Here is a 13164-nt window from a genome sequence, read left to right as displayed (position 1 = left end):
AGTTTGGAAGTTTGGAAGTAAAGATAGGTACGGATTTATATCAAACGGAGTGTTAAGCCCTTTGTACGCACCTTTTTATAAATAAACTACGCCCAATGACATGATAAAAACGTGATTTATGTCGAATATTTTTGGCAAATCTATCTAAATGTTACCTCAATTAGAAAATTCATTTAAAAGTATTATATGTGACACTTTAAGAAATTATCGAAGAGGTGAGATAAAAAAGCGATACCTGAGTATCGCTTTCTATAGTCTGATTTATCATTGATTAGGTGAATTAACGTCGAATGGCTTCGCCTGCTTTAACGTCTGTATCTAGTTGTGTGTTGTTGACAACGATTTTGCCGTTAACCAATAGCCAATGTACGCCTACGGCTGGGTGGTTAGGATCTTGGTAGGTGCCCACATCAGCGATAGTTTCTGGGTCGAATACCACGATATCTGCGTCCATATTGGTTTGGATTCGTCCTTTATTTTTCATTTGAGGGACAAAATCTTCTATTAATTGAGCTGGCATCAGTGTCATTTTACGTAGTGCTTCCGTCATCGTTAACAAGCCGCGCTCACGAACATAGACTCTGAGTACTTTAGCAAAGGTGCCATTTGATCTAGGATGAGAGAATAGATCTTTTGGTAATGGCCACTCGTCACCTGCATAATTTTCAATGTGGCCGTCTTCGTCCATATGCATCCAGAACATTTCGTCAGATTCAATCAACACATTAGGATTTAGAATCGAAGCGTCTAATAGAGCAAGATCTTTAGGGTTTTGCTCGTCTAGGAAGTGCCAGACAATAAAAGTACCAGGTTTATTTTCTTGGTAGTCTTTCAACTGTTCTTCTGTCATACGTTCTTTACCTAGCTGAAAGTTTTCAGCGGTTGAACCCATACGTTCCCGCCAGCCTTCACCAGAAAACATGGCTGCGCCAACGACAGTACTTGCTGCGCCCCAAGGGTAAGCGCCCACAGTAACATTGATTCCTTGTTCTTGAGCCTTATTGACCATAGGTAAGATGGTTTCGATATCTTTTAATGAAGTACTGTTAATATGACAAAAGTGCATATGAGCGCCAGTGATAGCGGCATTGCCCACTAATTCTTTAACGGCTTCAAACGAGCTTTGTGGCTCGGCATTGCTGGCATAGCGAACGTGAGTATAGGTTGCTACGTCTCTTTCTGCGGCTAATTCAGCCAATGCATAATATTCTTTTTGACCATGGCCCGGTGCATAGCCAGCGTTAATACCGATACCTAGGCCACCTTCATCAAGGCCTTGCTCAATCAGCTTGATGATTTTACTTTCTTGCTCAGGTGTTGCTATATCCATCTTCCAATCATTACGTGATTGAGCTTTTTGGAAATAGCCAACGGTCGCTTCGGGTTCCGTCTCACTAAATGTAGCAATACGAGCGTAAGTCCAACCAGCTGCTGCACCATAGTTTAATGGTAAGCCTTTTTCAGCTTGTCCTGCATACCAGTCACTGATAGGTAGAACACCAGATTCGAGTTCCAGCATAGTGGTAACGCCTTGCATCGCCTGCATTCTGTAGTCACCAATGTTTTGACCATGAGCGTGGACGTCGATGAATCCAGGGGCAACAACTTTACCTGTAGCGTCAATAGTTTTATCCCCAGAAATACTATCGGTCGTTATTGCTGTGATCTTATTATCTTTGATCCCGACATTAGCAACAGAATCGAAATTTGTTTCAGGGTCGATAACTCTGCCGTTCAAAATTACAACATCATAATTAGCGGCGATAACAAGTGGTGACATAAGGCCAAAGCCGACGATCGTAGCCTTTTTAATGAATGATTCTAGTGGTTTCATAATTTTATCCCGTGTGTGTGAGATGAACTATAAGTGTTACGTGTCAAAAATCTTAGACCAATAATTTCACGCTATCTACCTGATCCTCATCTTTGCTCATTCTTCTCAATGATAAGACAAATCTAACGTGACAAGAGAAAGTGACTCAAAAACAATCACTTTTACGCTCATCTCACCCACAACTATTGACTTTGCCGCTCCAGAGCTGCCCTTCTCTATAAAGGCAACTTTGACAAAATAATCCTTCATAGCTAAACGTTTATGTACCAACGTTTTCGTCAGGGAAAAAAAATGCCAAACCTTAAATTACGAAGTTTAAGCGCGATATTCTTCTTTGCTGTCACTCTTCCCATCGTAGTGTTAGCCGACGAGGGGCAAGATGTAGAGGAGGTAGCTAAAGAGCTAGCCAACCCAAACACAACGCTTGGCTCGATGTCCTTTAACTTGGATTGGACGAACTATCAAGGCGACTTAAATTCAGCGAACAGTCAGAACGGGTATCGCTTGAGCTTTCAACCTGTTCTCCCTGTGCCAATTGCAGAGCGAACCAACTTATTTATCAGACCAAATATACCTTTAATATTTGACCAACCCTATTACAAGGGCGATAGATTTGAAAATTCAGATGCAGGTCTCGGTGATATCGGCTTTGATGTGGCCGTTGGTCATACCTTTGAGAGCGGCATGATTGTCGTGGGGGGGATAGTGGGTACACTGCCCACCGCAACAAGCGATGAACTGGGTAACGATCAATTCTTACTCGGTCCAGAGTTTGCCTTAGCCTACGTACAAAGCTGGGGGGTTATCGGGGCGTTAATTACCCATCAATGGAACGCTGGCGGAAGCAATGACGCCGACGCGAGTATTACTGGTGGACAGTACTTCTATACCGCGAATCTAGACGATGGATGGCAAATTCAAGCGCAACCAACTTGGAGCTATAATCACGAAGCGAGCAGTGGAAATAAATTGTCATTCCCTATTGGTATTGGGTTCGCTAAGACGACTCTCATTGGTGGCAAACCCATCAAGTTTGGTCTTCAATACTGGAACTACATTGAAAGCCCTGACGCGTTTGGGATAGAGCATCAACTTCGACTGGTCATCACACCTGTTGTTGCTCTTCCTTGGTGATAACAGGTCGCAGGATAAAATTAGACATAAAAAAACCGCAGCGAACTGCTGCGGTCTTAAATTTGGCGGTGAGTGAGGAATCCGACTTATTTATTTAAGATGCTGATATATATCCATAAAAAAACTCGCAAAGAGAGCGGTAATACTTATGGTAATACTTTTAACCAAGTGTCAAATTCATAAGTTACTGCATAAATTTTTAGGCTAAGGCAACTATACTTTATCCTAACGTACTTAACCTGCTTACAACCGCCAGCTAGTAATTCAGTCTATTTCAACATAAGTATAATAGCTTCTTCAACGGCATCAGTTAGGTATTTCCAACGGTGCTGCAATAGCCATGCAGGCTAAGACCCCCGATACACGGTTACTCACTTTAATCCCTTTCCGCACAGAATCTCTGAGCCTTAAGAAGGTTCTGGGCATTTCTGAGTTACGAAATGGTGCGTGAGAAGTTTCTGGACAAAAGTGTGCTACGCGATTTGCTAATTTAGTGAGCAATGGATTAGTTTAAGTAAGTTAAATGAGATTTGTCTTAAAATAGACAAAAAGCACGTCGGGCAGCCAATTACTCAGTATTGTTTGCAGGAGCCGTTTAATTAGTAGTGTCTACTTTGGCCACATCAAGGTTCCAAGCATATGAAAATTAATTGAATGCTCGGGCTATCCTCCCATGCCCTTGATAATCGTATTTCACTGAGTTACTGCTAACGAATACTGATTCACCAGCTCTCAACACAACGTGATTATTTTGACTTGAAATTGCAACTTCACCTTCAATACAAAACAGTATTTCTGCGCTACGAACAAACTGTGCTTGGCTGGTAATCTCGACTGTCATTACTTCAAAGCAGAAGTCATCAACTGGGATCGGGTAGCTCACTTTATTACTCTCTTTATATATTGGTTTTAGCCGAATCTCCGCTGGTTCAATCGGTTCGAATGAGGTGTTATCTATTAACTCAGTTACATCAATGTGTTTTGGTGTGAGCCCTGCGCGCAAGACATTGTCTGAACTTGCCATTATCTCCAGACCAGTCCCCTGCACATATGCATGTGGGGTTTCGGCGTACAAAAACATTGCTTCGCCAGGTGCTAATTCAACAGTATTAAGCATTAGTGGAGAAAATAGGCCGATATCTCCAGGATAATGCCGCTTAAACTCAGCACTGTACTGCAGAGCCTCGCGCCCTATCATGGTTTTAGCCGGACGTCTGTGCGCCTCACCAAGTTCAGCCAGTGCCACCTTTTTACGTTCACCTTCAAGTGACATAATCGCAGCAAAGAACTCTTTTAGCGCTGCACTATCTGCGTGCTTTTCTAGCTCGGAAATTTCTTTCGCCAGACTTGGAATGTCGGCCTCTTTAAACAAAGTAATAATGTCTGCAATTGGGCGAAATCCATTCATCGCTTTATAAAAGGTTAAAGCGTAAACCAATTCAGGCTTATGGTTGGAATCTTTATAGTTTCTGTGCGCGGCATCTAGCGGAATCCCTCGTTGGTTTTCTCGCTCAAACCCTTGCTGCGCTTTATGTTTACTAGGGTGTACCTGAATAGAGAGTGGCATCTCTGCGGCAAGCACTTTGAATAAGAAAGGCAACTCCCCAAAACGTGCAGCGGTGTAGCCACCAAGAATATCTTGCTTGTTGTGCTCAATTACCTCAGCAAGAGGCTCTCCGGTACCATCGAGCCTAGAGCAGCCATTTGGGTGAGCACCCATCCAGATCTCTGCCTGTGGCTTGTGCTCTGGATTATTGATACCAAATAGGTTGTGAATGGAGTCTTTACTACCCCATGCATAGTTTTGGATGACGTTATCAAGCTTAAATAGAGACATACTACTTCTCTCCAAAAATCTGTGCGCCGACTTTCAAAGTAGCGGCAATATTGCGTGCAGTGCGAGTCAGATTATCGCCCGCCTCTGTCAGAACTTGTTCTAGTGGTTGTGGTGAACGAACCGTGCCAAAGGTGCTATCGACAACGTTGTAGAGTTCATCAATCTCTTTACCCAATGAGCCTGCAATTCCAATCACGGGAATACCTTGTAGCGTGGCTCGTTTAGCAATACCAAACGGGGTCTTGCCTTGCAGGGTTTGGTTATCCATCTGGCCTTCGCCAGTAATAACCAGATCCGTGCCCTGCAGCACTTGGTCTGCGTTTAAGGTGTCTAAAACCATCTCAATACCTTGCTTGATTTGGATATCAAATAGCAGTGATAAACCAAGAGATGCGCCACCAGCAGCGCCAAAGCCAAGTGTAGTTCGGTTATCTGTTCCAGTGAGATTGCTGCTGACCTCTCCAAAATGATTCAACGCGTCATCAAGCTGATCAATCAGTTCCGAGGAAGCCCCTTTTTGAGCACCAAAGATATAGCTAGCGCCGTTTTCACCAACTAATGGATTGTTGACATCACAAGCGATCACAAACTCGACCTGTTGGCATCGAGGATGGATATTGCTTAAGTCGATACGAGAAAGGTTAGAAAGAGCAGTACCACCCAAGGCAATCTCATTGCCTTGCTCGTCCAACAACTTGCCACCCAATGCTTGGACGATACCAGCCCCACCATCATTGGTGGCGCTGCCTCCAAGACCAAGCAGGACTTTATTTACACCTTTCTCAAGTGCCTCTTTGATCAACTCACCAGTACCATAGGTAGTTGCAAGGGCAGGATCGCGATCTTGTGGCGAAACTAGGTCTAATCCCGATGCTGAAGCTATCTCTATCAATGCCGTATTACCGTCATCAAGCAGTGCCCAATGTGCATCGACGGTCTCACCTTGTGGGTTCATCACTTGGGTAGTTTGCACAATGCCATCTAACCCTTGCATCAATACATCGACCGTTCCCTCACCGCCGTCGGCCAGCGGTAGATGCACATACTCCGCTTCTGGGAATACTTGTGCAAAACCGGCTTCAACGCTTTGGCATACCTGCTTGGCACTAAGAGACTCTTTAAATGAATCGGGGGCAATTACAATCTTCATCTCGGTTCACCAACTCCGCCCAGTTGGAATCAGAGCGGAGGTTTCTACGGTTAAAAACTAGGATTAAAACTTCACTTGGAATGATTTAGCCTGACACGCATTAAGTGCACCAAAGCTCTGGCTAGCGACTTCGGTATCACGTACTCGCTCATCCAAGCTGGTCTCTTGCCATGAAGTCACTGGTTGAGTGAAGGTAACACCATCTTCAATCTGTCCAGATTCAGCCGGGTTGTAGACACGTAGAATTAAGGCATCTTCATCTTCCGCTTTCTTCAGTACACTAAGAACAGCTCCTTTCTGCTCTTTGGCAAGAAGCGAGTAGGTTAACGGCTTGTCTTGCTCACCGACGTTTAGCTTCATTGCGTTGTACGGGATCTTGTTGTAACACTCGATTGGCGTTACATAGTCTCGTGCTTTAGCCATAACGTTGGCCGCGATATGGTTGCCAGCAAAACCAAGTAAGCTGAATTCACACACCAACTTGCCGCGAGTTTGCGAGTCTGGGGTCGGGATCTTGATACCTGAAGGACGTCCTGGACGCAGCAACAACTCTTCTTTACCTAGAACTCCTACCCCACGCAGTAGAGTTAGAGCAAAGGTATCGCGTTCTTCATTGCCTTGGCTTGATACGACTTCAAACTCACGCAGACCATTGGTCATCAATGCCAGTCCACCTGTCTGGTTTTCAACCGCAGCAAAGTTCATCAGCTGGTACACAGGCACTGGCGCTTCTTTCCAGCTTTCTTGCTCCCATACTTCCATTGCAGGGTCGTTAGTTGGTCGAGTGATAAGGCCAAACTGGTTATCTGCCACCACATTTTCAGAGACAAATGGCGTTGGGATAAGCACACGTACTCGATGATCGTCTGCTTGATTATCTAGCTCCATACGGACTTCAATGCGGCGTGAACCGGCTTTAAGTACCACTTGACAATCGACATCTACATAGCCGTTTTGTCCTGTGCGCTCTTCACGCTCTTGCAGATTAGCTGGTACATCCATTCGCAGTTTGATGCTAGCAACCGATTGGAATCCTTCATGTTTAATATCGGTTTCGACTTTAAACTCATCTGAGTAAAGCAGCCACTCTTTGCGAGATGGCGAATAGTCGTACTCATCGCCATCGTCTGAACCATCTTCAATTTTTAGCACTTGGTCGTATGTCATCTCGGTTTCTTTGTCCAAGATGGTTAGGGTGCCATTGTCGTTCACTTTGATGGTGTAGAACTCATTCTCTAGCAGGTAATCTTTCTGCTCGGCAATCTTCTGAGCACCTTGTTCATTGCCTTGAATATGCAAGGTAGCAAAGCCCATCGCAGGTACAGATTGTTTAATCTGAATATCGTACTCAATAAACGGGTCATAGTTACCGTAGTGGACAATCTGGCGGTCAATCTTGCCTGGGTCGATCACTCGCTGATCTTGGATGAAGTACTCAACTGAGTTGCCGTTATCATCGAAGATGTTGAACTGCTCTGCACGAATAGTGATGGTGGTGTTGATCACCTCTTCACGTTCGTATGGCGATAGGTTAAAGAAAGCTAGCTTGTCGCAGCCTTCACGCGCTGGCATGTGGTCAACAATTTTACGCTTGTAAAAGGTGATCAGATTGCTCGCCATATCGTCGGCTAGGATGTAACGGTTAAGGATCTCCGCATGCACCTTGTCTGAACAGCAGCAGCCAATAGAGTCATGGGCATGGTTCTTCATGCTCTCTTTCCACATTTTCTCAATCAAGCCATGGTGATATTCAAAACCTAGTGACCAAGCGATAGAAGCAAGAGGTTCTAGGATGTTGACGATCTTATTCTCTACCTGAGCGTGGATCAGCTTGATATCCATACGAGTTGACGAAATTGTACGGTGCACACGCATGTATTTGCCGTCGTTAAACTCGCCTTTTACTGTGTCTAATTGATCGCGTTCTTGCTTGATGCGGTCGAACACCTCTTCAAAGCGGCTCATCACAAACTCACGTTCTGGGTAAACCTCACGTAGCTTGTCCATCACCTCAAAGATGTCTTTTTGGATTGGCATCTGATCGTGACCATTCGGCAGCAGGATATCTTTGGTCACTGACGGTTTTTCTAACACCGGGAAGTATTTGTCTAGGCGAGCACGCAGCCCTTCTTCATCTTGAGGTAGGTACTTACCAATCGCATATCCAAGAGGCAGTACTTGTGCAGCTACTTCTGAACCATCATTAGATTGCCATAAGAACTCAGTTTTGTTGGTACCGTGACGCTCAGAGCAACCACGCCAGAACATCGCTGTATCGATATCAAATCCGTTATAGATCATCGGCAACTGTGAGCTCATTGAGAACGAGTCTGGCAAGTAACCAATTTTCATTGGCTCACCTAACTCTAGACAATCGCGTAGGCCGTACAACATGTTACGAACGATTGACTCACCACCAACCTGCATAGTGTCAGTTTGAGAGTACCAAGGGCCAACAATAAGTTTGCCCGCCTGAACTAGGTCACGTACACGCTCTTTATTTTCTGGCTTGATGGCAAAGTAGTCTTCAAGGACAGCGGTCTGACCATCAAGTACATAGTATTTGTATTCTGGATCGCTCTCCAGACGTTGCATGATCTCTTCCATGTTGTTCACCAGAAGAATACGAGACTCTTCAGTGGTGAAGTACCATTCGCGATCCCAGTGCATGTGTGGGGTAATATGAACGCGTGATTTAGTCATTGTTTTGTACCTGTAAAGACTGTGCTGTGCGACTTAAATGAGTAATGGCTTTTGAGTAAACGCTGAGTTATCCAAATAACTTTGAAGCAATAGAACCAAACAACCCTTTCTTCTCTTCAACTACTGGTGCAGATTCTTCGGCTGCCTGTTCAATTTGTTCTTCCTCATCGCTAAGAAGTGCAAAAATTTGTTCTACAGTTGTCGCGCTAAGTACCGCTTCACGAACTTCATCATCAATCAAAGTACTTGTCAGCTCGGTCAGCAGTTGCATGTGTGTAGAGCCCGCTTCAGCATTAGGAATAGCAATTAGAAAGATCAGATTTACATCCTCTTCTTCATCAATGCCCTGCCATTTCAAATCTTGTTTTAGGGTTGCGACTGCAAATGCTGCTTCTTTCACTGCGTCGGTTTTGCCATGTGGAACAGCAAGGCCTTCGCCTAGCGCCGTTGCACCATGCTCTTCACGGGCAAACACAGCTTTTAAATACTCTTCTTTGTCGTGCAGTTTGCCTTGTTGGTCGAGTTGTTCAGCGAGTGCTTCAATTGCAGCGTCACGACTTTCGAACGTCGTTTGTAGATTAATCAGTGATGAGTTGGTAAGCGTTGTAAGGTTCATAGTTTTAGCCCCGTGTTCACGTTCTTTTGGGTTATCTGTTTATGTGACAACAATAATACCAATCAAATACAAATAAGCCGTGATGCAGATCTCACAAATATCACGATATGTATTAAATTGGAGTTAAGGGCCCATATTTGTATTCTTTATCATTATTTAACTGGGTGGAATTCGTATTATTCAAGTCAAAGGTCACACACTAAGACCTGTTAGAGTGGTTCTACAGGTTAATACGCAAGAGGTTAGCTAGGATATGACGACAAGATTACCCATGTACCGACAAATCGCTGATGCCATTAGAGATAAGATTAGCACCGGTATTTACAAGGTTGGTGAAGCACTACCGACAGAAGCACAACTCCGTGAAGAGTTCTCTGTCAGCCGCGTAACTATACGCCAAGCGCTTAAACTTCTAATCGAACAACAAGAGCTAGAAAGTATTCAAGGTAGTGGTACCTATGTAAAAGAGAGCAAAATAAACTACAACATCTACCAACAGAGCAGCTTTGCTGAGAAATGGGCTCATTTGCAGGGAGTAACACACAGCGACGTCTTATCTTTCGAGGTACAAGCCGCCTCATTAACGCTGGCCGAACACTTGGATATCAATGAAGGCGAGCGCATTTTCTACATCAAGAGAGTACGTTTCCTGGACGAGACCGCCATTACGGTTGAAGAGACTTGGATGCCAACGACTATGTTCCCAGACCTCAGTTACCAAGTGATGCAAGGGTCGAAATATGACTACATCGAAAAGCAAAAGAAGATGGTGATAGATAGAAGTGAGCAAGAAATCATGCCTGTCCTTCCACCAAGTGACGTGGCGACATTGCTTGGAGTCAATCCTACAGAACCTGTTATAGAAAAGCGTACTCGCGGATACCTAGAAAATGACACCATCTTCGAATATAGCCGAAACTATTTCACGACCAACAACTATAAATTTACCCTCACCTCTAAGCGCCAAAGGGCGAATACAAGCTATTCTATTTAAATAAGGGTTTTATTACTTAATGTCGCCTCGTAGCTATTTAGTATTATATTTCAATGGTATATAGTCATAGTGCATTTTTTGTATTACTTTTATACTTAGAACAATAAAAACAAATTAAATACAAATAATACAACTTGTGAGAATCATCACAGATGATTAAAACAAATTAAGTAAGGATATAATCATTGAGTGACCTATTTGTCGCTCAAATGACGAGAGACGACGCAAAGGAACATCAGATGAAAATCTTAGCGATTACAGCATGTACAGCCGGTGTAGCGCACACCTACATGGCGGCTAAAAATTTAGAAAAGAAAGCAGCCGCGCGCGGTTGGGAAATAAAGGTCGAGAAGCAAGGTGCGAATGGACTAGATGGAAAACTAACCGCACAAGATATCGCGCAGGCCGATGGCATTATCTACGCTGTTGACGTAGGCGTAATTGAAGCTGAGCGCTTCGAGGGGCTAACGTCTGTGCAAGGTAAGGTTAAAGATGGTATCAAAGCCGCTGATGAAATGCTTGATGCACTCGAAGAGAAGGTCAAAGCGGGTGGCTCAAATGCGAAAGCAGCCACGACGACCAACAAGTTTGCCGAGAAGGAAGAGAGCAACGACAATATGATCGTTAGTTTCTTGAAACTTTGGTACAAGGGCGCTCTTTCAGGCGTATCTCACATCATTCCTCTTGTTATAATCGGTGGTCTTTGTGTAGGTCTTCTAAATCTATTCTTCGGCTACGATTACACCCACCTTTATGATGAAGCGATACTGGTTGAATACACGGGCAAAACATACGCAGACCTTGGCATAATTAACGCCGCTGAAGGGTTAGCAAACAGTGAAATCGGTGCAATTAAGAAAGAAGTTTATGCAGCTATTGCACAGCCAGAAGCCAAAGCGCAGTTTGAGTCTTCGTTTCAAGGCATTATTCATTTCCTATACTACGGCACGTTAAAAGCATTTAACCCACTGTTAATCTGTGTGCTTGCAGCATTTACAGCTTACGGTATGGTCGGTAAACCTGGTCTAGCTCCTGGTTTCGTCGGTGGTTTCGTCGCTGTTGGTGGTGGATTCGGTAAGATCTCTATCATGACCGGCGGCTTCCTAGGTGGCTTAGTAGCCGGTGCAGCAGCAGCGTTATTTGTTATGCTTGTCCGCCAGATCAAAGTACCGAAAGTACTAGAGTCAGTGAAGATGATTATCATCACACCTCTACTAGCGGGTATCGCAACACTAATCTTTATGTATGCGGGCCCTGGTAAGTTCTTCGCGATGCTTAACAGTGGTTTGGTTGACTGGCTAACCTCAATGGGCACAAACAACCTACTGATTCTTGGTTTCATCCTCGGTGCTATGGCTTGTTTCGATATGGGCGGCCCGGTAAACAAAGCGGCTTACCTATTCTGTATCGGTGTTGGTACAAGTGGTGACTTCGCTGGTGATGCATCAATCTTTTACGCTGCCTTTACTGCTGCGAAATGTATCCCTGGTATGTCATTAGGCATTATGTCTGTCGTATTCAAACGTTTCTTCGATGAAGAAGATCGCTTGGCAGGCCCTTCAACCGCTATCTTAGGTTTCTGTGGTATCACTGAAGGTGCTATCCCTTACGCTGTAAAAGATCCAATGCGTATCATCCCTGCTCATATGATTGGTGGTGGTGTAGCGGCTGCATTAATTCTTTCTTCTAAGATTACTATTGGTACCGTAGCTGGCGGCGCAGTGTTCATGCTACCTGTCATCGGTAACCCTGTTGCTTGGCTGACTTACTTCGTCATCGGTATTGCAGTGTCAATGGCACTAACCATCGGATTAAAAGTAATAGGAAACCAAAAAGAAAAGAAGTTAGCTGAAACGAAAGCTTAACTCACCCTCACTTAGTATGCTCCAAAACTCCAAGCCTCCCCCGCTTGGAGTTTTTTTGTATTATCAGCTCACTCACTCAACAACCATTTCTTGTATTCAGTGCTTTAATTCGTATCATTAAGCCTCTAGAGGTGATCACAAGTCGTTGTCACCTATCTCTTTTGTATTGTTTTCGAGGTTTACATGGCAAGACTGCCCCTGTATCGCAAAATAGCTGACGCCATTCGAGAAAAAATCAGCAGTAAGATTTACAAGGTAGGTGAGGCGCTGCCAACAGAAGCTCAACTGTGCGAAGAGTTTTCTGCCAGCCGAGTAACCGTTCGTCAGGCGCTTAAACTTCTGATCGAAAATGAAGAGCTAGAGAGCATTCAGGGTAGTGGCACCTACGTTAAAGAGAATAAGGTTAACTACGATATCTACCAACAAAGTAGCTTTGCGGAAAAATGGGCTCATTTAGGTGGGATAACTCATAGCGATGTAATTGCCTTTGAAATTCAATCTGCCTCGTTAACACTAGCAGAGCACTTAGACATCAACGAAGGCGCTCGAATTTTTTACGTAAAACGCGTTCGTTTTGTCGATGACAACCCAATCACCGTTGAAGAGACATGGATGCCAGTCGACATGTTCCCGGATCTAACCTATCAAGTGATGCAAGGCTCGAAATACGATTATATCGAGAAGCAGAAAAAACTGGTGATAGATAGAAGTGAGCAGGAAATCGTGCCCATCCTCCCGGCTAACGATGTTGCTGAGTTGCTAGGCATCAGTCCTGCCGACCCGATCATTGAGAAGCGCACTCGCAGCTACCTACACGATGACACTGTATTCGAATATAGTCGCAACTACTTTAAATCCAGTGACTATAAGTTCACTCTAGTCGCAAAAAGACGGAAATCTCCCCGTTAACCTGTGGACGTTTTGAGTAAACTTGTAGAATGTTCGAATCGACTATTCAGGTTACTATTTATAGGACAAACTTTCTTTAACAAGATAGCTATGAGTAAAAACACTAACGTGATGTATGGAAT

8 protein-coding genes and 1 pseudogene are annotated in these 13164 nt (G+C 44.2%); 4 read left to right on the top strand and 5 right to left on the bottom strand.

All coding sequences use genetic code 11. The features are described 5' to 3' along the window. Positions 1-280 precede the first annotated feature (280 nt). Positions 281-1834 (bottom strand): amidohydrolase family protein, encoded by a 1554-nt coding sequence (locus AB4493_RS21920; protein WP_017062426.1) that lies wholly within the window; start codon positions 1832-1834, stop codon positions 281-283. 291 nt (positions 1835-2125) lie between these two features. Here AB4493_RS21920 and AB4493_RS21915 point away from each other — a divergent pair, with 291 nt between their 5' ends. Beyond that, complete coding sequence (locus tag AB4493_RS21915) at positions 2126-2968, top strand: hypothetical protein (RefSeq protein ID WP_017062424.1); 843 nt, start codon at positions 2126-2128, stop codon at positions 2966-2968. 646 nt (positions 2969-3614) lie between these two features. Here AB4493_RS21915 and manA read toward each other — a convergent pair. The 4 genes and pseudogenes from manA to AB4493_RS21895 all read right to left on the bottom strand — a co-directional run. After that, positions 3615-4805 carry a mannose-6-phosphate isomerase, class I gene (gene manA, locus AB4493_RS21910; RefSeq protein ID WP_102321457.1) on the bottom strand — a complete coding sequence of 397 codons (1191 nt, stop codon included), beginning with the start codon at positions 4803-4805 and terminating at the stop codon, positions 3615-3617. 1 nt (position 4806) lies between these two features. Then, a complete protein-coding gene (locus AB4493_RS21905) occupies positions 4807-5955 on the bottom strand; it encodes a glycerate kinase (protein ID WP_372121910.1) in 1149 nt (382 codons plus the stop codon). 63 nt (positions 5956-6018) lie between these two features. Then, a complete protein-coding gene (gene mngB, locus AB4493_RS21900; RefSeq protein ID WP_372083209.1) occupies positions 6019-8658 on the bottom strand; it encodes a mannosylglycerate hydrolase in 2640 nt (879 codons plus the stop codon). Between the two features lie 118 nt (positions 8659-8776). Then, positions 8777-9274, bottom strand: a pseudogene (locus AB4493_RS21895) (fructose PTS transporter subunit IIA); the annotation flags it as partial. Positions 9275-9527: 253 nt separating this feature from the next. Here AB4493_RS21895 and AB4493_RS21890 point away from each other — a divergent pair. The 3 genes from AB4493_RS21890 (at position 9528) to AB4493_RS21880 (ending at position 13042) form a co-directional block, all read left to right on the top strand. After that, complete coding sequence (locus tag AB4493_RS21890) at positions 9528-10268, top strand: GntR family transcriptional regulator (RefSeq protein ID WP_241910602.1); 741 nt, start codon at positions 9528-9530, stop codon at positions 10266-10268. A gap of 239 nt (positions 10269-10507) precedes the next feature. After that, entirely contained in the window at positions 10508-12133 is a 1626-nt protein-coding gene (locus AB4493_RS21885; protein WP_198594332.1) for a PTS fructose transporter subunit IIC, read from the top strand. Between the two features lie 183 nt (positions 12134-12316). Further along, a complete protein-coding gene (locus AB4493_RS21880; protein ID WP_102321452.1) occupies positions 12317-13042 on the top strand; it encodes a GntR family transcriptional regulator in 726 nt (241 codons plus the stop codon). Positions 13043-13164 lie beyond the last annotated feature (122 nt).

This window comes from Vibrio sp. 10N.222.55.A1, from assembly GCF_041473835.1.
Lineage (GTDB): Bacteria > Pseudomonadota > Gammaproteobacteria > Enterobacterales > Vibrionaceae > Vibrio > Vibrio crassostreae_C.
This window is presented reverse-complemented; position numbering and strand designations above follow the sequence as displayed.

Bases quoted from the DNA above. Each gene is read 5' to 3' on its own strand.
- mngB (WP_372083209.1), bottom strand. From the start codon at position 8,658: ATGACTAAATCACGCGTTCATATTACCCCACACATGCACTGGGATCGC.
- manA (WP_102321457.1), bottom strand. From the start codon at position 4,805: ATGTCTCTATTTAAGCTTGATAACGTCATCCAAAACTATGCATGGGGT.
- AB4493_RS21915 (WP_017062424.1), top strand. From the start codon at position 2,126: ATGCCAAACCTTAAATTACGAAGTTTAAGCGCGATATTCTTCTTTGCT.
- AB4493_RS21920 (WP_017062426.1), bottom strand. From the start codon at position 1,834: ATGAAACCACTAGAATCATTCATTAAAAAGGCTACGATCGTCGGCTTT.
- AB4493_RS21880 (WP_102321452.1), top strand. From the start codon at position 12,317: ATGGCAAGACTGCCCCTGTATCGCAAAATAGCTGACGCCATTCGAGAA.
- AB4493_RS21890 (WP_241910602.1), top strand. From the start codon at position 9,528: ATGACGACAAGATTACCCATGTACCGACAAATCGCTGATGCCATTAGA.
- AB4493_RS21885 (WP_198594332.1), top strand. From the start codon at position 10,508: ATGAAAATCTTAGCGATTACAGCATGTACAGCCGGTGTAGCGCACACC.
- AB4493_RS21905 (WP_372121910.1), bottom strand. From the start codon at position 5,955: ATGAAGATTGTAATTGCCCCCGATTCATTTAAAGAGTCTCTTAGTGCC.